22 protein-coding genes are annotated in these 21,397 nt (G+C 52.7%); 14 read left to right on the forward strand and 8 right to left on the reverse strand.

Annotation, left to right across the window (positions count from 1 at the left end):
- The first annotated feature begins 482 nt into the window (after window positions 1-482).
- Window positions 483-1,175, forward strand: a complete 693-nt coding sequence (gene queC / locus I9W95_RS04050) for a 7-cyano-7-deazaguanine synthase QueC (protein ID WP_225672225.1) — start codon at window positions 483-485, stop codon at window positions 1,173-1,175.
- Window positions 1,175-1,864, forward strand: a complete 690-nt coding sequence (gene queE / locus I9W95_RS04055) for a 7-carboxy-7-deazaguanine synthase (RefSeq protein WP_225672112.1) — start codon at window positions 1,175-1,177, stop codon at window positions 1,862-1,864. Before queC ends, queE begins: the two co-directional genes overlap by 1 nt.
- 3 nt (window positions 1,865-1,867) lie before the next feature.
- Here queE and I9W95_RS04060 read toward each other — a convergent pair whose 3' ends face one another.
- Both I9W95_RS04060 and hdfR read right to left on the reverse strand, forming a co-directional pair.
- A complete protein-coding gene (locus I9W95_RS04060; protein WP_225672114.1) occupies window positions 1,868-2,824 on the reverse strand; it encodes an alcohol dehydrogenase catalytic domain-containing protein in 957 nt (318 codons plus the stop codon).
- Between the two features lie 13 nt (window positions 2,825-2,837).
- A complete protein-coding gene (gene hdfR / locus I9W95_RS04065; protein WP_225672116.1) occupies window positions 2,838-3,710 on the reverse strand; it encodes an HTH-type transcriptional regulator HdfR in 873 nt (290 codons plus the stop codon).
- Between the two features lie 108 nt (window positions 3,711-3,818).
- Here hdfR and maoP point away from each other — a divergent pair, with 108 nt between their 5' ends.
- The 4 genes from maoP (at window position 3,819) to argF (ending at window position 6,807) form a co-directional block, all read left to right on the forward strand.
- Window positions 3,819-4,166, forward strand: a complete 348-nt coding sequence (gene maoP / locus I9W95_RS04070) for a DUF413 domain-containing protein (RefSeq protein ID WP_225672118.1) — start codon at window positions 3,819-3,821, stop codon at window positions 4,164-4,166.
- Window positions 4,159-4,563, forward strand: a complete 405-nt coding sequence (locus I9W95_RS04075; protein ID WP_225672120.1) for an ATP-dependent zinc protease family protein — start codon at window positions 4,159-4,161, stop codon at window positions 4,561-4,563. The genes maoP and I9W95_RS04075 overlap by 8 nt, the downstream gene beginning before the upstream one ends.
- 149 nt (window positions 4,564-4,712) lie before the next feature.
- Window positions 4,713-5,879, forward strand: coding sequence for an aspartate aminotransferase family protein (locus I9W95_RS04080; RefSeq protein WP_225672122.1), 1,167 nt, complete (start codon window positions 4,713-4,715; stop codon window positions 5,877-5,879).
- Between the two features lie 19 nt (window positions 5,880-5,898).
- On the forward strand, window positions 5,899-6,807 hold the full coding sequence (argF, locus tag I9W95_RS04085) for an ornithine carbamoyltransferase (RefSeq protein WP_225672124.1): 909 nt from the start codon (window positions 5,899-5,901) through the stop codon (window positions 6,805-6,807).
- Between the two features lie 27 nt (window positions 6,808-6,834).
- On the opposite strand, the gene I9W95_RS04090 is transcribed toward argF, so the two are convergent.
- The gene (locus tag I9W95_RS04090; RefSeq protein WP_225672125.1) at window positions 6,835-7,941 is read right to left on the reverse strand and encodes a GGDEF domain-containing protein; all 1,107 of its coding nucleotides are present in this window, start codon (window positions 7,939-7,941) and stop codon (window positions 6,835-6,837) included.
- A gap of 96 nt (window positions 7,942-8,037) precedes the next feature.
- Window positions 8,038-9,540 carry a glycerol kinase GlpK gene (gene glpK, locus I9W95_RS04095; protein ID WP_225672127.1) on the reverse strand — a complete coding sequence of 501 codons (1,503 nt, stop codon included), beginning with the start codon at window positions 9,538-9,540 and terminating at the stop codon, window positions 8,038-8,040.
- Window positions 9,541-9,724: 184 nt separating this feature from the next.
- Here glpK and I9W95_RS04100 point away from each other — a divergent pair, with 184 nt between their 5' ends.
- Entirely contained in the window at window positions 9,725-10,645 is a 921-nt protein-coding gene (locus tag I9W95_RS04100; RefSeq protein WP_225672129.1) for a LysR family transcriptional regulator, read from the forward strand.
- 163 nt (window positions 10,646-10,808) lie between these two features.
- Here I9W95_RS04100 and I9W95_RS18470 read toward each other — a convergent pair whose 3' ends face one another.
- Both I9W95_RS18470 and I9W95_RS04110 read right to left on the reverse strand, forming a co-directional pair.
- Window positions 10,809-12,326, reverse strand: coding sequence for an ATP-binding protein (locus I9W95_RS18470; protein ID WP_225672131.1), 1,518 nt, complete (start codon window positions 12,324-12,326; stop codon window positions 10,809-10,811).
- Window positions 12,327-12,385: 59 nt separating this feature from the next.
- On the reverse strand, window positions 12,386-13,126 hold the full coding sequence (locus tag I9W95_RS04110) for a response regulator (RefSeq protein ID WP_225672133.1): 741 nt from the start codon (window positions 13,124-13,126) through the stop codon (window positions 12,386-12,388).
- 395 nt (window positions 13,127-13,521) lie between these two features.
- Between I9W95_RS04110 and nrdA the strand changes: the two genes are divergently transcribed.
- The 6 genes from nrdA to I9W95_RS04140 all read left to right on the forward strand — a co-directional run bounded on the left by nrdA (window position 13,522) and on the right by I9W95_RS04140 (window position 19,318).
- Entirely contained in the window at window positions 13,522-15,801 is a 2,280-nt protein-coding gene (nrdA, locus tag I9W95_RS04115; RefSeq protein ID WP_225672135.1) for a class 1a ribonucleoside-diphosphate reductase subunit alpha, read from the forward strand.
- Window positions 15,802-15,864: 63 nt separating this feature from the next.
- Window positions 15,865-16,995 (forward strand): class Ia ribonucleoside-diphosphate reductase subunit beta, encoded by a 1,131-nt coding sequence (gene nrdB, locus I9W95_RS04120; protein WP_404818740.1) that lies wholly within the window; start codon window positions 15,865-15,867, stop codon window positions 16,993-16,995.
- Window positions 16,995-17,453: a class I ribonucleotide reductase maintenance protein YfaE gene (gene yfaE / locus I9W95_RS18585; protein WP_404818741.1), complete on the forward strand. Its 459-nt coding sequence runs from the start codon at window positions 16,995-16,997 to the stop codon at window positions 17,451-17,453. Before nrdB ends, yfaE begins: the two co-directional genes overlap by 1 nt.
- 100 nt (window positions 17,454-17,553) lie before the next feature.
- Window positions 17,554-17,832, forward strand: a complete 279-nt coding sequence (locus I9W95_RS04130; protein WP_225672140.1) for a hypothetical protein — start codon at window positions 17,554-17,556, stop codon at window positions 17,830-17,832.
- Between the two features lie 72 nt (window positions 17,833-17,904).
- Complete coding sequence (gene bcp / locus I9W95_RS04135; RefSeq protein ID WP_225672141.1) at window positions 17,905-18,378, forward strand: thioredoxin-dependent thiol peroxidase; 474 nt, start codon at window positions 17,905-17,907, stop codon at window positions 18,376-18,378.
- A gap of 46 nt (window positions 18,379-18,424) precedes the next feature.
- Window positions 18,425-19,318, forward strand: a complete 894-nt coding sequence (locus I9W95_RS04140; RefSeq protein WP_225672143.1) for a hypothetical protein — start codon at window positions 18,425-18,427, stop codon at window positions 19,316-19,318.
- A 1-nt stretch (window position 19,319) separates the two neighbouring features.
- Here the strand turns inward: I9W95_RS04140 and I9W95_RS04145 are convergent, their stop codons facing one another.
- Window positions 19,320-20,318: an AraC family transcriptional regulator gene (locus I9W95_RS04145; RefSeq protein ID WP_225672145.1), complete on the reverse strand. Its 999-nt coding sequence runs from the start codon at window positions 20,316-20,318 to the stop codon at window positions 19,320-19,322.
- Window positions 20,319-20,553: 235 nt separating this feature from the next.
- On the opposite strand from I9W95_RS04145, the gene I9W95_RS04150 reads away from it, so the two are divergent.
- Window positions 20,554-20,925: an MAPEG family protein gene (locus I9W95_RS04150; RefSeq protein WP_225672147.1), complete on the forward strand. Its 372-nt coding sequence runs from the start codon at window positions 20,554-20,556 to the stop codon at window positions 20,923-20,925.
- On the opposite strand, the gene I9W95_RS04155 is transcribed toward I9W95_RS04150, so the two are convergent.
- The gene (locus I9W95_RS04155) at window positions 20,922-21,179 is read right to left on the reverse strand and encodes a hypothetical protein (protein ID WP_225672149.1); all 258 of its coding nucleotides are present in this window, start codon (window positions 21,177-21,179) and stop codon (window positions 20,922-20,924) included. The genes I9W95_RS04150 and I9W95_RS04155 overlap by 4 nt on opposite strands.
- Window positions 21,180-21,397: the final 218 nt, after the last annotated feature.

A 21,397-nucleotide genomic window follows, 5' to 3' on the forward strand; every position in this document is an offset into this window, starting at 1 on the left:
ACCCACACGAATTACTTAATGCTGATTTTTAAAGAACTTCGCTAAGAGTTTCTCTCTGAGCGGGCTGCGTATTCTACAGCGTTTGTTTTCAGTGTCAAGCTTTATTTTGCAGACCTTCAAACTTTTTTTCGACCAAGGCCCTAAGATCATTCAGATCAGCACCACCCTGTCGATGGCTGCGCATTCTACACCAGCCGCTTTCAATGTCAACCTTTATTTTTAAGAAATCTCTTTAAAATCAAAGACTTACAAGGCCGCTTCAATTCAGACACCAGCCTTTAACTCGAAGCAGGCCGCGCATTTTACTCAGTTTCATCCCGACGTCAACAACTTAATTGGTAAAATATTCTGTAAGCTTTTCAGCTGTATTCACACCACTCACCAGCCTCTTTCCTTATCGTTTTAACTCCATACGGCAAACCACGTATAATCGCTGCTCTGCAGACATTGCAGTTCGAGCAAATCAGCCCTCACGCGTCGGACTGTTTCTCCGTCACACAATTCAGAGGTTACCGATGACTGAAAAAGCTGTCGTCATTTACTCCGGGGGGATGGATTCGTTCACCATCCTTAATAAGGCATATAAGGAAGGCTACGAGCTGTACGCTCTGACGTTCGACTACGGTCAGAAGCACAGCAAAGAAATTGCGTATGCTACGCGCGTTTGTGAAGAGCTCGGCATTAGTCACCGCATTATTGATATCACCGCTATCAATCAACTGCTGCAAAGTTCGTCGCTGACATCCAGCATAGAGATTCCGGAAGGACATTATGCCGATGACAATATGAAGTCGACCATGGTCCCTAACCGGAACATGATTCTTTTGTCCCTGGCCATTGGCTACGCCATCGACATCGGCGCCAGCAAAGTCTTTTATGGCGCACATTCCGGGGACCATGCAATTTATCCCGATTGCCGACCGGAGTTCGTCCACGCAATGAATGATGTAGCGAGAATTGCAAACTACGAACCTGTAGAAATCGTGACCCCTTATCTTAGTGGCGACAAAATCACCATTCTTAAGGATGGCCTGGCAATGGGGTTGGATTACGGTAAATCCTGGACCTGCTATAACGGTCGCGACAAAGCCTGTGGCAAATGCGGCTCATGCGTCGAGCGTCTTGAAGCGTTTGAACTCAATAATGCGGTCGACCCACTGGAATACGAAAGCTAATGAGCAGTAAGACGTATCGGGTTAAGGAAGCCTTTTATACCTTACAGGGAGAAGGCGCACAGGCCGGGCGACCTTCTGTCTTTTGCCGCTTCAGCAAATGTAATCTGTGGAATGGCCGTGAAGACAGCCGAGAGCAGGCAATCTGTGACTTCTGTGATACGGATTTCATCGGCATCGATGGACAGAACGGCGGACGCTACCTGGCACAAGAGCTCACAGATTTACTGATCCGTCTGTGGCCCGACATGAGCAAAGGCCAGCCCTATGTTGTTTGCACTGGCGGCGAACCGCTGTTACAGCTGGATGAAGCACTTATTGAGGCAATGCACAATGCAGGCTTTGAAGTCGGCGTGGAAACCAACGGAACGCTGGCAGCTCCGCCAGGTATCGACTGGTTATGCGTCAGCCCGAAAGGCAAATCAGAGGTGGTAGTCAGCCAGTGCGATGAACTGAAGCTGGTATACCCGCAAACCGATGCCATGCCGCAGCGTTTCAGCGCAATAAAAGCAGCACATCGCTACCTGCAGCCAATGGCCGATTTTCGCCCGGCCATTCTCGCCAGCGACTCCCATGCGGCTGCAAGGGAAGGACTTTCCGCCGACAATACCAAGGCTGCGGTCGAATACTGCCTGCAAAACCCGCAATGGAAACTCAGCCTGCAAACGCACAAATTTCTGGGTATCGACTGACTCTCAGAAATCAGCGAGCAGTACTGTCTTTTCAGTTAATGCTCCACGCTCGTAGCGAGCGTGGACATTAGCAACCTCTTTCATACCGACAGCTTCAACAGGTAACGACTTCAGCTTCCCATCATCAATCAGTTTTGCCAGCTCAGCCAGCTGTCTGCCGATACGCTCACGCCCATGACCATTGAGCAGGGGCAACAGACTGAAGATGGCATGCAGCGTCAGAGCTTTTGCATGTGCAGCACCAAGCTCATGCTCCCCTCGGGCATTGATCGTCGCCACCTGACCTTCTGGCTCGGCCATCATCAGAGCGGTCTGCAAACCAGGTCCGCCGAAAGTATCCACCACTTTATTAAATTGCTGAGTAAACCCTGTCGCATCACTGTGCAGCACGGCAGTACCGCCGAAATCAACCACACGGCGCTTACGCTTATCATCACCCGCTGAACCAGTTACTTCAGCGCCATTTAGCACTGCCAGCTGCGTAATCATCATGCCCACCGCTCCGGATGCGCCAACCACAAACACGCGATCACCGGTCTGTATCCGCAGACGCTCTGCCAGCTGAAAGGCGGTAACTGCAGCAACCGGCAACGCTGCGGCATCAGACAGAGGAACAGAAACCGGAGCATGAGCCAGTAAAGCAGCATCTGTAATCATGGTTTCAGCCAGTGCGCCCTGCATACCCTTCACGCCACCAGCCAGTCCATACACTGCATCACCCACAGCAAATGCTGTTACGCCCGGCCCGACTGCCTCAACAATGCCACTGACATCGCAACCAAGCACACCAGAGTGCGGAGCAATCGGCGCAATCCCTGCACGAATCTTGGTGTCTATCGGGTTAAATCCAGCGGCACAAACTCGCAGTAACACCTCACCCACTGCGGGAAGAGTTTGTTCTATATCCGTAAGTTGCAATACATCCGGAGCACCGGCGCTGATCATTTTCCAGGCTTTCATATACGACTCCCGCCTACGGCAGTTCGAGCACAGCCGAGGAAGCAACCGCGCTGACGATCTGTCCGATGACTTTCTCGGTCAATTCTTCCCGACCACTGCCTGCATGAAAACTGGCATATACGGTGCGGCTGATTACCGGCGCATCCGGTACCACGTGCAGCTGACCACTTTCGCGGTGACTCTGGATCAGACTTGCAGGCAAATAAGCAGAGCCACCATTGCTGAGTATGCTGTCCAGCGCGATACGACCTGTATTGGTCTGCAAAACCGGCGGCCTGGCTCCTTTAAACTCCTGCGCATGCTGAATCTGAAAAGACGTACCCCAATCTACCAGCACATAATTACCTGAAAGAGCCTGTATCCAGTCGTCACAATGTTCACTGGAAACCAGGTACAGCGGAATACTCATTACTTCAACGGTCGTCAACTCGTCCACTTTCGGAGCATCAAACACAAAAGCGAGATCCAGCGTTCGTTCAATAATCTGACGCACAAGATTGCCACTACTGTGCGCAACAGCAGTCAGAGCAATTCCCGGCGACGTGCTCATCAGTCGACTGAGCTGCTGCTGCAGGAACGCATCCCAGAGATTTGGCGTCGCGCCCAACGACATTTGCTGATGCTGACCGTCTGCCAGTGAGACTTCCTGGCGGATACGCTGCTCCAGTAACACACTACTTTCTGCCAGTGGCAGGAGCTTCTCTCCGGCAGGCGTTAGCTGGATGTTGTTGCGCTGGCGGGAAAACAATTCGACGCCGAGTAAACCCTCCAGCTGGCGCACACGAAAACTCACCGCAGACTGAGTCAGATAGAGGTTTTCAGCCGCCCGTCCGAAGTGACGGGTGCGGGAAACTTCCATAAAAGTTTTAAGCAGTTCTGTATCCATTTTCGAACAACAACAATATTCGTTACGATAAGATTTTTTTGTTTTACCAGCGAAACAGGGCTGCCCATACTCCGCCGAAATTACCTTTATCGGGATAGTAGGTGCAGAATGGACAATATCCAAGAGAAGAGTTTTGCCAGCGACAAAAAGTTCTTTGACGACCGCAACTTTCCCCGTGGTTTCCAGCGTTCAGGCGACTTCACCAAAGCACAGGCTTTGATTCTTGAGTCTAAAGGTGCTGCAATGAAAGCACTGCACGAAGGCAGCCGCGCCCCGGAAACCGACGAAGAAGCACAGTTTGTGAAGACTTGTCTGGGTGAAGCACTGCCGTCGACAGATACCGAGAAGACCTGGGCTATCTACCTGAGCGCCCTGCGTCGTAAACAGATTTACTTCACCGCCTCGTCAGCTGCGACGAGTGATGGTGGATCAGACAGCATGGATTCCGATGACTAAGCCAGTACTGGGCTACATAGAAGACATCTCCCTGCCGGACCTTGGCGTACAGTGCCTCGCCAAGGTCGATACCGGCGCCTGCACCAGCAGCCTTCACGCTGAGCAGATCGAAACCTTTGACCGAGACGGTCAGCTCTGGGTTCGTTTTCACGTCAAATTCGACAATGATGAGATAACCATCGATCAGGTGTGTGAAACCCGAGTGATCGCCCAACGCACCATCGCCAGTTCCAACGGTCAGCGCAGTCAGCGCTATGTAATCCGCACCCGAATGTCCGCCTGCGGTGAAACCTTCGAAGCGGAAATAAGCCTCAGCCACCGCGGTAGCATGCGTTACCCGATGCTGCTGGGCAGAAAAGCCATCGCTGGTCGTTTTCTGGTTGATGTGGCGCTCTGACGCGCCGCAGCTCCTTACTTTAAACTCCGTCCGCTTACCTCTTCAGGCGCCCTCTGCGGAGGCCGTTTACAAGTTAATCACCCTACCGTATGATCTCAGCCCCTCCGGGCAGCTATAGCTGCCCTTTTGCGTTTCTGAGGAATTGAGCAATGCAGGCGATAATGAACACTTACGGGCGTTTACCGGTGACCTTCACCAGTGGACAGGGCAGCTGGCTGACGGACGTTGATGGCCGCCGCTACCTGGACGCGCTGAGTGGCATCGCAGTATGTGGCCTGGGTCATGCCCACCCGGCGGTTTCAGCGGCTATTCGTGAGCAGGCTGACAAGCTGATTCATACCTCAAATCTGTACAGCATTGAACGTCAGCAGTCACTGGCAGAAGCGCTGGTACGTGTGTCCGGCATGGAAAACGTTTTCTTTTCCAACTCCGGCGCCGAAGCTAACGAAGCAGCCATTAAGATCGCGCGTAAATATGGTCATGATCGCGGCATTCATGAGCCGGTCATCATCGTTATGACCAAGGCTTTCCATGGCCGTACCATGGCAACACTGACCGCGACCGGTAACGTAAAGGTTCAGGAAGGATTTGGCCCACTGCTGAACGGCTTTATCCGTGTGCCATATATGAACCTGGATGCTATCCGCAATGTGATTGCAGCCAACCCGAATGTGGTTGCTGTAATGCTCGAGCCGGTTCAGGGCGAAGGTGGTCTGGCCACAGCCAGCGCCGAATATCTGCAAGGCGTGCGTACTCTGTGTGATGACAACAAACTGTTGATGATGCTCGATGAAGTGCAGACCGGTAATGGCCGTACCGGAAAATACTTCTGCTTCCAGCATTACGGCTTTATGCCTGACGTGGTTACCACCGCCAAAGGCCTGGGCAATGGTGTGCCGATCGGCGCTTGTCTGGCCCGAGGTATTGCTGCAGAAACCCTGCAACCGGGCAATCATGGTTCGACCTACGGTGGTAACCCGCTGGCCTGTGCCGCTGGTCTTGCTGTGGTGGAAACCATTGAACAGGAAAATCTGTGCGCACATGCGCAACTGATGGGTGAATACCTGCGCGCAGGATTCCAGGCGCGACTGGCGAGCACTGGTCGCCTGAAAGAAATTCGTGGCCTTGGTCTGATGATCGGACTGGTACTTGATAAAGACTGTCCGACCATGATGGCCGACGCCCTTAAAGAAGGTCTGCTGCTCAACGTTACATCCGGTAATGTTGTTCGTTTACTGCCACCACTGAATGTAGATAAGGCAGAAGCAGATCAGATTATTGAGATCGTGAGCAATCTGATTGCAGCGCTCAGCTAAACCTGAATAAGGAAGCAGTGTGAGACATTTTTTGACCCTGCAGGATCTGGCCCCGGAAGAATTGAACTGGCTGATCCAGCGTGCAATTGAACTGAAACAGATTCAGAAGCGTGGCGAAGTGTATGAGCCACTGAAAAACCGCGTACTGGGGATGATTTTTGAAAAGTCATCCACCCGTACCCGGGTGTCGTTTGAAGCCGGCATGGCACAGCTGGGCGGACACGCGATCTTCCTGTCACCACGCGATACCCAGCTGGGTCGTGGTGAACCGGTTGAAGATAGTGCGCGTGTACTGTCACGCATGGTTGATGTGGTCATGATCCGCACCTTCGATCACGAAATGATCGAGACGTTTGCGGCTTATTCACAGGTTCCGGTGATTAATGCGCTGACGGATGACTTCCATCCGTGTCAGCTTCTGGCCGATATCCAGACCTATGTGGAACATCGCGGGTCCATTCAGGGCAAAACCGTCGCCTGGATCGGTGATGGCAACAATATGTGCCAGTCTTACATCAACGCTGCCTGTCAGTTTGATTTCAAACTGCGTATTGCGACGCCCGAAGGCTTTGAGCCTTCGCAGTTCCTGGTCGATGAAGCCGGTGATCGTGTCGAGCTGATACGTGACCCGAAAGATGCGGTCAAAGGTGCCGACCTGATCGTGACTGACGTCTGGGCCTCCATGGGTCAGGAAGACGAGCAGGAGCAACGCATGCGCAAATTTTCTGACTATCAGGTATCGCGTGAAATGCTGGATCTGGCCAACCCGGATGTACTGTTTATGCATTGCCTGCCAGCACACCGCGGCGAAGAAGTCTCGGAAGATCTGCTGGATGATCCCCGTGCAGTGGTATGGGATGAGGCGGAAAACCGTCTGCATGCTCAGAAAGCTCTGCTGGAGTTTCTGCTTTGCCAGGAAGACAGCTGAAAAAAAGCCGGTATTTACCGGCTTTTTTTATAGCTGCTGACCAGCGAGTTGCGACGTATATAACGCTCCCTGCTGCGCCACAATACGGTTACGCCCCGCACGCTTGGCATCGTACAGCAATCGATCCGCCCGGTTGATCAACTCATCTGTTTCCTCTCCCGGCAAATATTGTGTCGCACCAATCGATACCGTCAATGGCAGTCCCGTTTCCGAGAAACGTTGCTCCATAACCGACACACGCAGACGGTTCAGCACCTGCTCTGCATCCACCAGGGTCAGGCCACTCAGCAACAGGACAAATTCCTCACCGCCGTAACGCGCAGCCACATCCACTTCTCGTACAGACATACGCAGCTGCTGCGCCAGCTCGGTCAGCACCTGATCTCCGACACGGTGTCCGTGCAGATCGTTAATCTGTTTAAAGTGATCAATGTCCACCAGCGCCACCACGAACGGCAGGCCTTCCCGATCTGTTAAAGCCCGACTGCGCTCCAGTGAACGCAACAGATAGCGGCGGTTGTACAGGCCAGTCAGCTCATCCGTAACCGCCAGCTCTTCAATACGACCAAGGGCACGGCGTAATTCACGATTTTTCATACGGTAGGCTTCACGCAGAATCGCGACTTCGCGACCAAGAAAACAGTACGCCACTAGGCTGGCTACAAACGCTAAGCCATAAATAATTTCACGTTGAGGACGCCAGTTCAGATCCTGCTGGTGAATCTGTAACATCATGACCATGGTGTAGGACGCCAAAGTGAACAGAGCAACACCAAGAAAGCCTCTCCAGCTAAGGCGGAACACGCCGTAAGGCATAACGGTAAGGTAGCCTAGCAAGGCAATCGGACGATACTGAGGACAGCAATAGAGGAAGAAAGAGATCAGGGTCGTCGCCCAGCACATGAAAACTGCCGTCATGGCAGGGTCACGCAGATTGCGGCTGCGTCCGCTGATGACCCACCAAAGCAAAGCGGCCTGGCCCAGCCAGAATACACCGACGATATACCACAGTCCGGGAGCCGCTTCGGCCTCTGGATTAAGGGAACTGGCGACAACGAACAGCACCGAAAACATGAGCGCACCAATACTGGCAAGCCCATGCCGACGGATTATATCCTGCTGAAAATCCCTCATTCCCTGATCCATTTTATGCAGCAAAGCAGGCGATTATAGAGAGTTTTTCATCTCAGGCCATGTCATTTTGCGCACTTTATGATCAGTTATTGTCGCTCAATCACCGCAGCGAACACGGGCCACCGCATCCAGCCATCCCTGATACAAACGCTCCTGATGATCAGCGTCCAGCGCAGGCTGATACGCACGGTCATGACTCCACAAGGTCTCAATCTGCTCAAGACTGTTATACAGACCGCACTGCAGACCCGCGAGGAACGCCGCACCCAGCGCTGTCGTTTCCGTCACCTTCGGGCAGGCAATGGGAATGCCGAGGATGTCTGCCAGGAACTGCACCACCCAGCTATTGGCAACCATACCGCCGTCTACCCGCAGCGAATCAGGTTCAATGCCATCGGCTCTCATAGCCTCAATCAGGTCGCGGGTCTGATAACAGACGGCCTGCAAACCTGCTGTCACAATCTCTTTAATTCCGGTATCGCGGGTTAAGCCCATAATGGCACCACGCGCCTGTGGATCCCAGTATGGCGCACCCAGCCCGGTGAAGGCCGGTACCATATACACCGGATTTTCATAGCCCGTGGCTTCAGCCAAGCTTTGCGTTTCACTGGCGTTGCGGATCAGGTTCAGGCCGTCCCGAATCCACTGAATAGTTGCGCCCGCCATAAAGATCGAGCCTTCAATGGCATACACCGGCGTGCCGTTGATCCGGTAAGCAACGGTTGTCAGCAGACGATGTCGGGATTCAAGCGCTTGCTCCCCCGTATTCATCACCATAAAACAACCGGTACCGTAGGTACTCTTGGCCATGCCCGGACGGAAACAGGCCTGACCGATCAGGGCAGCCTGTTGGTCACCAGCTATGCCCCCTACCAGAATTTCAGCACCCAGCAGGTCAGGATTGATACGACCGTAATCTGCTGAGCTGTCCTTTACCTCTGGCAGCAGTGCCGCTGGAATATCAAACAGAGCAAGAAGTTCGTCATCCCAGCACTGCTGATGGATATTGAACAGCAGTGTGCGTGAAGCATTTGTCGCATCAGTGGCATGCACCTGGCCATTTGTCAGCTTCCATAACAGAAAGGTATCCACGGTGCCGAATGCCAGTTCACCGTTCTGCGCACGCTCACGTGCACCTTCTACATTGTCCAGAATCCAGCGCAGCTTGGTTGCTGAGAAATACGGATCAAGCAGCAGACCGGTTTTCGCCGTTACCCGAGCTTCCAGAGCGTCATTCTCAGATTTAAGCGACTGACAGTACGAAGCCGTACGACGATCCTGCCAGACGATGGCGTTATAAATCGGTTCACCGCTTGCGCGATCCCAGACCAGAGTGGTTTCACGCTGGTTGGTAATGCCCGCAGCCATAATCTGACTGGCCTGTAAGCCAGCTTTACCCAGTGCATCCTTAGCTGCCTGCAGGGTTGTTGACCAGATCTCCTGCGGGTCATGCTCGACCCAGCCAGGCTCAGGAAAATACTGAGTGAATTCGTATTGGCCAGTGGCGATGATTTCGCCCGCTGGTGAGAAAATAATAGCCCGACTGCTGGTCGTGCCCTGATCGAAACTGAGCAAATAGCCCGATTCCTGAAGTGACATGGTAAGTTTTCCTTTTATTGTTGCCGGCAAGTTTACTGACGCAGACAAAGAGGACCAAATTTTTTACCAGTCAGGCCAGAAACGTGAAGTTTGTGCCTCCTGTGACTTTCCGGCTTCCCAGCTCCAGCATGAGCAGCTAACATTATCTCAACGTTTTATATGAATATCTTTCATAAGAGTGGCCATGCTTGATATCAAACATCTGAGAACACTGTCTGCCCTGCGCGACGGCGGCACCCTGGTAGAGGCTGCACGGCGAATGCACCTGACGCAGTCTGCTCTGTCACATCAACTGAAAGATCTGGAAGAACGTCTTGGGGTATCGCTGTTTTTGCGTAAAACCAAACCCCTGCGTTTCACCCGTGCCGGACTGGAACTGTTGCAGCTGGCCGATCAGGTACTGCCGCTGATGCGCCAGTCAGAACGCAATCTGCAGAAGATGGCCGGAGGACATACCGGGCGTCTGCATATGGTTATCGAGTGTCATAGTTGCTTTGACTGGCTGATGCCGGCTATCAATAGTTTTCGCGATCACTGGCCAGAAGTCGAAATTGATCTGAGCACCAGCTTCCACTTCGAACCCATTCCGGCGCTGGTACGTGGCGATGTGGATCTGGTGGTAACGTCGGACCCTGAAGACAACAGCGAAATCCACTATCAGCCCCTGTTCCGCTACCAATCCATGCTGGCAGTCGCGAATCAGCACCCTCTGGCACGTCAGGACAACATTAAGCCACAGGATCTGGCAACCGAGACTCTGATCCATTATCCGGTTGATCGTAAACGTCTGGATGTGTTCGAGCGTTTTCTGGCCCCCGGCGGAGTGGAGCCTATTGCCACCCGTCAGACCGAACTGACGCTGATGATGGTGCAGCTGGTTGCCAGTGGGCGCGGTGTTGCCTGTCTGCCGAACTGGGCATTGCAACCTTATCTTGATGCCGGGCTGATTACCGCCCGCTCACTCGGGGAAAGTGGTGTCTGGCCGGTGCTGTATGCTGCCGTCAGAAAGGATCAGGCCGATGCAGCCTACATTCAGGACTTTTTCCAGCAGGCACTGGATACCTGTTTCCAGAATCTGCCGGGCATTGCGCCAGCCACTCAGTAAAAATCAGGCAAAAAAACGGGCTCTTAAACAAGAGCCCGAAAAAAGCGAATAATTTCGCTACATTCTCACCACGTCTCCTAGGGATACGCGCGGAGAATAATGCCTTTTGGTTATAACGCAGTCTGTTGCTCGTGCGTTTCAAACTGTAACGGTTTGTATCAGATCACTCATGATGGCGTCGTGGCCAGATCAGACTGAACTTGGCACCACCCAGCACCTCACTGCGTCCGACCATTGCTCGCCCGCCGTGCCAATATGCAATACGACGAACAATCGACAGCCCCAGACCATAACCACCTGAACTGCGCGTGCGACTATCATCCAGTCGAGCAAACGCTGTAAATACGCGATCCCATTCATCCTCCGGAATTCCGGGACCATCATCCTCAACATCCACGCGACAGGTATCGGAGCCTATCGAGCACACCACCCTCACCCGGGAAGATGCATAACGCCCGGCGTTACCCACCAGGTTCTGAATTGCACGATGGATATAACGCGGCTCAACTTCAGCGTAGTAAGCACCTTCTGGTGCATCACCGGCATATTGCACAGTCACATTCGCCGGCGGCCTGGCTTCTTCCACCACCTGAGCTGCAATATCTGCCACATTAGCCTTCTGAAAATCGAGCAGCGGACCACCTTCCTCCAAACGGGCATAGGTCAGAATTTCGTCAATCAGCTCATCCAGTTCCTGAATATCAGAATCCATACCACTGAGTTGTTTGGAAACGAAAGGATCATCCGCAGTGTCTTCGATAATCTGCATGCCAAAACGAATGCGTGCTACGGGCGTACGCAGCTCGTGCGATACCGCTCGCACCATTTCGCGCTGAATCGAGATCAGGCGCTGAATGTGCTCGGCCATTTTATTGAATGCCCCACCCAGTCGACTGACCGGATCTGCACCGGTCGTTGCCACCCGGGCGTTCAGGTGCCCCTGCGCGAGACGACTGGTTGCTTGCTCTAGCTTGCGCAGGCGGGTTTCAAATGAATTCACGACCCAGTAAACCCCCAAGCCCAGCATCATGAAACCGATGACGGTAATAACCACCAGAGCCTGCCAGGAGTATGGATTGAAGGCATCAATAGGTCCCAGCCTGAGAGCTCGCGGTTGCCCGGGCAACTTAGCCAGTGCTTCAGCCTGTCGCCCTTCAATAGATATGCGAGCCAGTACGTCACCATATTGCATGCGCGCATAGTCAGCATCCGACAGGAACAGATCGTCCATGTCCACAACCGACAGCGGGTAGCCGAAATGCGGCTGCATGGCGCGAATAAATTCCTCAATCGACTGACCAGATCGCTGCCAGTCCTCCAGTAACAGATACGCGCTGGCCTGCGCCTGCACCTCAGTCACGGTATTGACCCGAACTTCCAGCAGCTCTTCGTCAGACATGGCATACAGCAACTGTGCTGTGCGGCCGGCATTGGCGCTCTCAATCAGCACCTGACCACGATGCAGTCGCGCCTGCTGGTATTCATCGGAGGGGCCTTCAGAAAAAGGAAGAATACCTATGTTGGCGTCAAAACGAGCCGACAATTCTGCCAGCTCTGCAGGATCATTACGTAGTCGTTGCGCCAGCAGATGCAGGCTCCCTTCAACCATCTCTTCGTTGAACTGAGCCGTACGCACAATATTCACCAGCTGCAGGGCGACCAGACAGACAATGCCAACCACCAGCAGTGCCCCCAGCAACCCCGAATAGACGCGGATAAAAATAGCGAGTCTCCCTGCGCTCAGATTTCTTTAACGAACAGATAACCCTTGCTGCGCACGGTTTTGATTCGTTTCGGGTTCATCGGGTCGTCGCCCACTTTCGGGCGGATACGGCTGACACGCACGTCAATGGATCGGTCCTGACCATCGTACTCAATGCCACGCAACTGATGGAAAATCTCTTCCCTGGTCAGCACTCGTCCAGCGCTGCTGCTCAGTAACCACAGCAAATCGAATTCCGCGCTGGTCAGATCAATACTTTTCCCTTCCAGCCAGGCTTCACGCATGGCGCTGTCGACAACCAGATTTCCGAACGTCAGCCGGCTTTCAGAGGTACTCTCTTCTTCCATTTCTTCCGGCACTTCTTTCACGCGGCGCAACAGTGCCCGAATACGAGCAAGCAGTACCCGCGGACGAACCGGTTTGGCCACATAGTCATCTGCACCCATTTCCAGCCCAAGTACCTGATCAAGATCTTCAGTGCGAGCCGTCAGCATCAGAATCGGTCCCTTGTAATAAGGGCGCACTATGCGGCAGACCGCCAGACCGTCCTCACCTGGTAGCATCAGGTCGAGTACCACCAGATCTGGCTGCTCGGTTTTGATGCGTTCGATGGCACGACTACCATCCCCTTCGACAGAGACTTTCAGACCATTACTTTCGAGGTAGTCCTTGGTCAGTGTCGCCAGACGCTCGTCATCCTCGACAATCAGGATGCGCCAGTTTTCTTCAGGGGTTTGACCACTTTCGTGTTTAAACATGGATTCCTACCATTTCTCAACAGGTTAGCTGCGGAAGGTCGCTGCGTTTCTCTGCATTAACTCTAGACGCTGTTACGCTTTGTTGCATAGTAACCAAACTAAGAGGTTGGGTAAAAACGGGTCATGTTTTACCTTTTTCCGCCCCATTTTTAACAGTCACACCCTGCCCACAATGTGCCCACAAGTTATCCACAGGCAACAGCATAACCCACTATATCTTGGGGTTGAATTCATACTGGCACCGCATTATCTTGTGGGTCAGCTTAAAAACGTCGGAATCTCAGTTACTTAGAAAGGCTCCTACAGCCTTTGATTTCGGCCGTCAAGCAAATCGCGGATCTCTATACCAATCAAGGACGATGGAGTAGCACCCCTTGAATACAGGCACAGAAAACATGAATAGCTCGCTTAAGGTCACCAAGCGTGATGGCTCCCAGGAATCACTCGACCTGGAAAAAATCCATAAGGTCGTTACATGGGCCGCAGAAGGGCTTAACAATGTGTCCGTTTCTGAGGTTGAGCTGAAAGCTCACCTGCAGTTTTTTGATGGCATAGAGACATCTGCCATCCACGAAACCCTGATCAAAGCCGCCGCCGATCTGATCTCAGAAGAAACCCCTGACTATCAGTATCTGGCCGCGCGTCTGAACATCTTCCATCTGCGTAAGAAAGCCTATGGCCGCTTCGAGCCACCTGCCTTACTGGATCACGTGAAAAAGCTGGTCGCCACCGAACGCTACGACCGCCACCTGCTGGAAGATTATTCAGAAGAAGAATTTGCTGCGATGGATGCGTTTATCGATCACAGCCGCGACATGAATTTCTCTTACGCAGCAGTAAAACAGCTGGAAGGTAAGTATCTGGTACAAAACCGCGTCAGCGGCGAGGTGTTCGAAAGTGCACAGTTCCTGTACGTACTGATCGCTGCCTGTCTGTTTGCCGATTACGACAAAGAACGTCGTCTGGATTTCGTACGTCGTTTCTACGATGCCGTGTCTACCTTCAAACTGTCTCTGCCAACGCCAATCATGGCCGGTGTGCGCACTCCAACCCGCCAGTTCAGCTCCTGCGTACTGATCGAAGCCGGTGACAGTCTGGATTCCATTAACGCTACCGCCAGCGCGATTGTGAAATACGTTTCCCAGCGTGCAGGTATTGGTATCAATGGTGGCCGCATTCGCGCACTGGGTAGCCCGATCCGCGGTGGTGAGGCCTATCACACTGGCTGTATCCCGTTCTACAAGCACTTCCAGACTGCGGTTAAATCCTGTTCTCAGGGCGGCGTACGTGGTGGTGCTGCGACACTGTTCTACCCGATCTGGCACTACGAAGTAGAAAGCCTGCTGGTGCTGAAGAACAACCGTGGTGTAGAAGAAAACCGTGTGCGTCATCTGGACTACGGTGTTCAGATCAACAAGCTGATGTACGAGCGTCTGATCAAGAACGGGACCATCACCCTGTTCTCACCATCCGACGTACCGGGTCTTTACGACGCCTTCTTTGAAGACCAGGCAAAATTTGAAGAGCTGTACGTTAAATACGAACAGCAGGATGGCATCCGTAAGCGCACTCTGAAAGCCGTGGATCTGTTCTCGGCGATGATGCAGGAACGTGCCAGCACTGGTCGTATCTACGTGCAGAACGTCGACCACTGTAATACTCACAGCCCGTTTGATCCTAAGGTTGCACCTGTTCGTCAGTCCAACCTGTGTCTGGAAATTGCGCTGCCAACCAAGCCGCTGAACGATGTTAACGACGAGAGCGGCGAGATTGCACTGTGTACTCTGGCGGCGTTCAACCTCGGTAAAATCAACGACCTCAACGATTTTGAAGAGCTGTCCGAACTGATCGTACGTGCCCTCGACAGCCTGCTGAGCTACCAGGACTACCCGGTACCAGCTGCGCAACGCGCCAGCCTGAGTCGTCGTACTCTGGGCGTTGGTGTGATCAACTATGCCTACTATCTGGCGAAAAACGGTGCGAAGTATTCCGATGGCAGCGCCAATGGCCTGACTCACCGTACGTTTGAAGCCATGCAGTACTTCCTGCTGAAGGCGTCTAACGAGCTGGCGAAAGAACAAGGTGCCTGTGAAGCGTTCGCAGATACCACCTATTCTCAGGGTATCCTGCCTATTGATACCTACAAGAAAGAAGTCGACAGCTTCTGTGATGAAACCCTTCACCTCGATTGGGAAGGCCTGCGTAAGAGCATTGTTGAATACGGTCTGCGTAACTCTACACTGTCCGCTCTGATGCCATCTGAGACGTCATCTCAGATCAGTAACGCGACCAACGGTATTGAGCCACCACGTGGCTACATCAGTGTTAAGGCGAGCAAAGACGGTATCCTGAAACAGGTTGTACCTGAGTTCGAAACACTGAAGAACAACTATGAACTGCTGTGGCAGATTCCTAATAACACCGGCTATCTGCAGCTGGTAGGTATCATGCAGAAGTTTATTGACCAGGCTATTTCAGCAAACACCAACTACGACCCTTCTCGTTTTGAAGGTAGTAAGGTGCCAATGCAGCAACTGCTGAAAGACCTGCTTACGGCTTATAAAAACGGTGTGAAGACCCTCTACTACCACAACACCCGTGACGGTGCAGAGGATCCACAAAAAGACGTCCAGAAAGAAGACGACGATTGTGCCGGCGGCGCTTGTAAGATCTAAACCTTAAACAGTTTAATCATCAGCGCCTGCGGGCGCTTTTGTTGTGTATTGAGTCGGAAGAATATGTCCTACACCACTTTTAACCGTAACGAGTTCGACACCTTCAAACAGCCTATGTTTTTCGGCGAACCGGTGAACGTTGCCCGTTACGACATTCAGAAACATAAGATTTTTGAAAACCTGATCGAAAAGCAGCTGTCATTTTTCTGGCGTCCGGAAGAAGTGGACCTGGCAAATGACCGCAAAGATTTTATAGATCTGCCAGAACACGAAAAGCATATCTTCGTCAGCAACCTGAAATATCAGACGCTGCTGGACTCTGTACAGGGTCGTTCTCCTAACGTTGCTCTGCTGCCTGTGGTATCCCTGCCTGAACTGGAAACCTGGATTGAAACCTGGTCGTTCAGTGAAACCATTCACAGCCGCTCTTATACGCATATTGTGCGTAACATCGTGCCTAACCCGGCAGAAATTTTTGACGACATTACCCGCAACGAGTACATCGTGCGTCGCGCTATTTCCGTGACCAAATACTACGATGACTTTATCGAGCTGAGTAACTACTACCTGCAGCTGGGCGAAGGTGTTCACACGGTTAACGGTCAGACTATCGACGTTAATATGCGTGAGCTGAAGCGCCGTCTTTACCTGACCATGGTATCAGTGAACGTACTGGAAGCGATTCGTTTCTACGTCAGCTTCGCCTGCTCGTTCGCCTTCGCCGAACGCGCCAAGATGGAAGGCAACGCCAAGATCATCAAGCTGATTGCCCGCGATGAAGCGCTGCACCTGACCGGTACTCAGCATATGCTGCAGATTATGGCCAAAGGCAGTGACGATCCGGAGTTTGCCGATGTTGCAGCCAGCTGCCGTGATGACGTCGTTGCGATTTTTGCTGAAGCTGCGCAGCAGGAAAAGGAGTGGGCCGAATATCTGTTTAAAGATGGCTCCATGATCGGTCTGAACAAAGACATCCTCAGCCAGTATGTTGAATACATTACCAACCAGCGTATTTCAGCACTGGGCTTCGATCCTATCTTTGAATCCCGCAGCAATCCGCTGCCGTGGATTAATTCCTGGCTGAACAGCGATAACGTTCAGGTAGCTCCACAGGAGGCAGAAATCAGTTCATACCTGGTGGGCGCCATCGACAGTGAAGTAGATACCGCCGACCTGGGTGACTTCGATCTCTGATGTCCGCCCTTTTGAAAGACGTTAACGAACAGGACGAATTTGAGCTGTCTGCGGACGCTGGTGATCAACCAGCGTTTGAGCTCGAAGCGCTGCAGCCTGAAAGCGACCATGAAGCTCAGCCGTTGCAGGCTGAGCTATACCTGCCTGAAGACAATGCCGAAAACCCGGAGCTGCCACCGCAGTTCGAGTTTGAAGGCATGGCCCGCCCGGTATTCAGCGTCGCTCTCGACGATGGCCGCGCTGTACGTTTTCAGCACGCTCACTCCCTGCTTGAATCACTCGAGGCCCAGGATGTCGATGTGCACTACCAGTGCCGCGAAGGCTACTGTGGCAGTTGTCGTGCGCAATTACTGGAAGGTGACGTGCACTACAATACCGAGCCAATGGCATGGCTGAATGACGGTGAGATTCTGCCTTGCTGCTGCATTCCGAAAAGCCACATTAAAATTAAGTTATAAAACCGTCAGTTCCGTGCGATATATCAAGGCTGGCGGCCTTCCCCTCTTCTAGTATTTTCCTGTACATAACAACCTCAGAATACGTCAGGGAGCCCGCGCTATGGCCTTTATCTGCATCACGCCAAACGTTGCAATGGTACGCATGAACGCACGTGAACACCTCGAAGAAATGCCAGGTGACTTTTACATTAACCTCGACACGCTGGTAGAAGCCCGCATGCGCGAAGTGCGCTCCGAACATGAAGGTGACTTCTGTGCTGATGTGCTGCTGGTACTGGAAAATAAAACCCACGAGTTTCTTTTCCGCAACAGCCCTGCTGGCAACAAAGCCAAAGAAACACTGACCCGATACCTGTCGGAAAAGTGCATTAACTGCTGACAGAAACCGGGCCTGCTTGATTTATCAGGCGGGTCCGGTAGCCTAAGTGCCGAATTGCACTGAGGTAATGTTATGAGTCTGAATTTTCCCCAAGTTGACCAGCCGGCTCCGGCGTTCAGTACACTGAACCAGAATTCTGAAACCGTCACCCTCGACAGCCTCAAAGGCAAAAAAGTCGTTCTCTACTTTTATCCCAAGGCAATGACTCCAGGCTGTACTGTTCAGGCCTGTGGTATCCGCGATACCCGTGCGGAGTATGACGCTCTTAATACCGTTGTCCTGGGTATCAGTCCGGATGCACCGGCCAGACTGCAACGCTTTATCGACAAGCAGGAACTGAACTTCGACCTGTTGTCCGATGAAGATCACAGCATCGCCGAAGCCTATGGCGTCTGGGCCATGAAAAAATTCATGGGACGTGAATTTATGGGCGTGCACCGCGTTACCTTTATCATTGATGAGAACGGTGTTCTGCGAGAGATCATGAAAAAGGTGAAAACCAAAAGTCACCACGACGATCTGCTGGAAATTCTTCGCGCGCTGTAATCAGCGCCCTTAACTTCGGCTTCATAATGCCGATAACAAAAGCATTATGAAGCGCCTTCTTATTGTATTGTTATGTCTGTCGCCGCCTGCCAGTGCTGGTACTATCAGCTGTTTTGCCGGTGGCCAGACAATCTCATTCGCCGGTATTGATGCTCTGGATAAACCAGGCGACCAGGCCGTCATCAGCGGTTGCGAGTGGCTGGCTCCATTGCCACGCCAACGCACTGCATGGCCCCCCGGACTACCGTCTCTGTCATTTACCCGCTCACTGGCAACAGACTGGTCAGACAGCAAAGGCTTTCTGCGCTACTGGCAATGGCAACTGGATGCGCCGCTGTTACGCCTTGGAGATATTGTTGCCAGCGCCAGCGTCGAAGCCAGTTACCGGCGACAACTGCACACCCTGGATCAATCCGTACGCTGGAATGACACCACCATCGATAGTAGTCAGGCATTGCTGATTGATCGTGAAATCGCCAGTGCAGGCTTACTGCTGGATCTTCGCAATCTAGATTCCACCTTCAGCAGCATCTGGGTCAGACGCCATAGTGACCGACGGCCACTGATATTTGACGTCAACGAAACCGAGCGTCTTGATGATGTCATTCTCAGTGGCTGGGAAGTCGGCATCCGCCGCCAGCAGAGACAACCCGGCATCAGCCTCAACGGCCAACTGACGTTAGGTGGGGGAACTATCAGTGACAATGGTTTCAGCCCGGAAGTCGATGATGCCGGAGAGGATGCCAAATTCCTGCGGGCAGAGCTGGAACTGATGGCTCAGGGGTTGATTCGCTATCGGCAAACCTTTCTGGCGCTGGAAGCCGGACTGAAGAGCGAACATATTCACATCCCCACTGCCAGTAGTGACTCGGCTGTCAGTTTCAGCAACATCACCGACACTGACTATATTCTCCGCCTACGTGCCGGAGCCCGCTTCTGAATCAGGGCTTATCCAGCTGCCTGTATTCCAGCGGTGCCATCCCCTCCCAGCGACGAAACGCGCGGGTAAAAGCACTGCTTTCCGAGAAACCCAGTTGTTCACTGATTTGTGTCAGAGGCAAAGTGGTTGAAGTCAGTAACGTACGTGCACGCTGCTGACGTTCATCATCCAGCAGTTGCTGAAAACTGGTACCGTTATCCTGCAGTTTGCGCTGCAGTGTGCGGCCACTCATATGTAAGCGCTGTGCAACCTGATCCCGGTCCACGTTCAGGTCATCACTGTTCACCAGGAAGTGACGCACCAGCCCTGCTGTATCCGTCTGCTGCAACGCCGCCAGCTGCTGTTCCAGCATCTGTTCATGCATAGCCGCCAGATTTTCATCGCCCAGTGCCAGCGGCTCCTTCAGGACCTCAGGCGCAAATACCAGCGCGTTACGCGGCGCCGAAAAATGCAGAGGCGCAGCAAATATACGCTGGTACTCAGACAGGTTCTCAGGAGCCGGATGGCAGAACTCAACTCGCTTCAGGGGAATGGTCTTACATGCCAGCCAACTGGCAAAGTTACGCAACAACACCAGTACAGCATCCACCTGGTGCCGGCTGAAATCTGCTTCCTGCGGTTCATAGCAAATGGCTGCTTCACCCTCTGCATGCTGCAGGTGATACAGCCCGCCATCACTGAGAACACGTATATAGCGAATGGATTTTTCAAACGCGGCTTCGAGGCTTTCGCTGTGCATCAGTATCAGTGCAAAGAGCTGAAAATGCGTCGGTTTGACCTGTTCGCCCATCAGCAGGCCGAAGTCCTTGCCGGCACTCCAGGCTTCTGCCTTGCGCCACAGGTTCAGCGTCGTTTCAAGGCTGACCCGCGCATAAGGTGTGTGCAGGATTTCCTGCGACAGGCCGACGGTTTCCAGCAGCTGCTGCAGGTCTATCCCCTGTTGCTCGGCCCCCTGTAACAGGGCCCTGATCCACAATACTGATACCGTTCTGCCGTTCATATGGCGCGTTTCATTGTTGTTATCGCTGATGTAAAACGGGAAATATCACTGCGTCAGAGCAGCGAAGCAAGCCAGCATCATACCTAAGAAAAACGTCTCAAGGCTATGTTGCCAGAGCTGAGGCGTATTCCATCCGCGATTCTCGCCGTAAAACAGGCACGCTTACACCTTGGCAAAGTCACAACCGGCCAGCAACAATAGCCTCTCCATTAATCGGATAAGAACAGGAATAATTATGACGATTGGTTATTGGTGCGTTCTGGTTGCAGCCCTGCTGCCCTATGTATTCACGCTGGTAGCGAAGTCTGGTGGACGCTACAACAACTACTCGCCACGCGAGTACCTGGAAAAGCAGGAAGGATTCCGGAAACGCGCTCACTGGGCTCAGCTGAATGGCTTTGAAGCATTCCCGCCATTTGCTGCCGCTGTCATCATCGCACACCTGGCTGGAACCGCTCAGGGCACCATTGATATGCTCGCCATGAGTTTCATTGGCATCCGGGTGGTATACGGCGCGCTCTATCTCGCCAATGTCGCAGTACTGCGTTCCGTGGTGTGGATGGCTGGTGTTGCTGTTGTCGTCGCGTTATTTGCAACAGCACCTTAAACCATCACTTTGTGCCCGCGCTGCTTATAACAGTATGCGCTGTTGCAATAGATCACAATGTGCCGGCCTTTATCCCATGTCTTGATGATGTAGAGGTCGGTAAATTCTGGTGTACGTTCCAGAAACGTCGCATTGCGAATCAGGCTGGCCACCGATGGGTCTGCTACTGAAACAACCGCGCTATCACTGTTTGAGAATAATCCCACAACCAGTGCCAGTGCGCCTGTTGTCATTACTCTGGATAATAAAGCCATCGTCGCTTCTCCTGACAGCCTGTGTACGTTTCAGTATAGAAAGGGCTCTCCCGAGGGTTAGGATTGTTTTGTTATAAAGCGTTAACAATGCGTGCTGCGAATTGTTGCAGACGAAAAAAAAGCAGGCTAAGCCTCACTAGTGTCCCACAAATTTTCATTTTAACTTTTGTGGGATATTCCGGGCCCCTTGTCCTCATAGAGGGGCCTTACCCCTCTCG

Origin of the sequence: Thalassolituus marinus (genome assembly GCF_020320395.1) — a bacterium.
In the GTDB taxonomy this organism is placed as follows: domain Bacteria; phylum Pseudomonadota; class Gammaproteobacteria; order Pseudomonadales; family Oceanobacteraceae; genus Venatoribacter; species Venatoribacter marinus.

Excerpts from the sequence above, each read along its gene's own strand:
- I9W95_RS04100 (WP_225672129.1), top strand. The coding sequence starts at position 9,725 with ATGCTTGATATCAAACATCTGAGAACACTGTCTGCCCTGCGCGACGGC.
- bcp (WP_225672141.1), top strand. The coding sequence starts at position 17,905 with ATGAGTCTGAATTTTCCCCAAGTTGACCAGCCGGCTCCGGCGTTCAGT.
- I9W95_RS04080 (WP_225672122.1), top strand. The coding sequence starts at position 4,713 with ATGCAGGCGATAATGAACACTTACGGGCGTTTACCGGTGACCTTCACC.
- yfaE (WP_404818741.1), top strand. The coding sequence starts at position 16,995 with ATGTCCGCCCTTTTGAAAGACGTTAACGAACAGGACGAATTTGAGCTG.
- I9W95_RS04075 (WP_225672120.1), top strand. The coding sequence starts at position 4,159 with ATGACTAAGCCAGTACTGGGCTACATAGAAGACATCTCCCTGCCGGAC.
- nrdB (WP_404818740.1), top strand. The coding sequence starts at position 15,865 with ATGTCCTACACCACTTTTAACCGTAACGAGTTCGACACCTTCAAACAG.
- maoP (WP_225672118.1), top strand. The coding sequence starts at position 3,819 with ATGGACAATATCCAAGAGAAGAGTTTTGCCAGCGACAAAAAGTTCTTT.
- I9W95_RS04110 (WP_225672133.1), bottom strand. The coding sequence starts at position 13,126 with ATGTTTAAACACGAAAGTGGTCAAACCCCTGAAGAAAACTGGCGCATC.
- I9W95_RS04090 (WP_225672125.1), bottom strand. The coding sequence starts at position 7,941 with ATGAGGGATTTTCAGCAGGATATAATCCGTCGGCATGGGCTTGCCAGT.
- I9W95_RS04150 (WP_225672147.1), top strand. The coding sequence starts at position 20,554 with ATGACGATTGGTTATTGGTGCGTTCTGGTTGCAGCCCTGCTGCCCTAT.
- glpK (WP_225672127.1), bottom strand. The coding sequence starts at position 9,540 with ATGTCACTTCAGGAATCGGGCTATTTGCTCAGTTTCGATCAGGGCACG.
- I9W95_RS04130 (WP_225672140.1), top strand. The coding sequence starts at position 17,554 with ATGGCCTTTATCTGCATCACGCCAAACGTTGCAATGGTACGCATGAAC.
- I9W95_RS04140 (WP_225672143.1), top strand. The coding sequence starts at position 18,425 with ATGAAGCGCCTTCTTATTGTATTGTTATGTCTGTCGCCGCCTGCCAGT.
- I9W95_RS04145 (WP_225672145.1), bottom strand. The coding sequence starts at position 20,318 with ATGAACGGCAGAACGGTATCAGTATTGTGGATCAGGGCCCTGTTACAG.
- I9W95_RS04060 (WP_225672114.1), bottom strand. The coding sequence starts at position 2,824 with ATGAAAGCCTGGAAAATGATCAGCGCCGGTGCTCCGGATGTATTGCAA.
- nrdA (WP_225672135.1), top strand. The coding sequence starts at position 13,522 with ATGAATAGCTCGCTTAAGGTCACCAAGCGTGATGGCTCCCAGGAATCA.
- I9W95_RS04155 (WP_225672149.1), bottom strand. The coding sequence starts at position 21,179 with ATGGCTTTATTATCCAGAGTAATGACAACAGGCGCACTGGCACTGGTT.
- hdfR (WP_225672116.1), bottom strand. The coding sequence starts at position 3,710 with ATGGATACAGAACTGCTTAAAACTTTTATGGAAGTTTCCCGCACCCGT.
- queE (WP_225672112.1), top strand. The coding sequence starts at position 1,175 with ATGAGCAGTAAGACGTATCGGGTTAAGGAAGCCTTTTATACCTTACAG.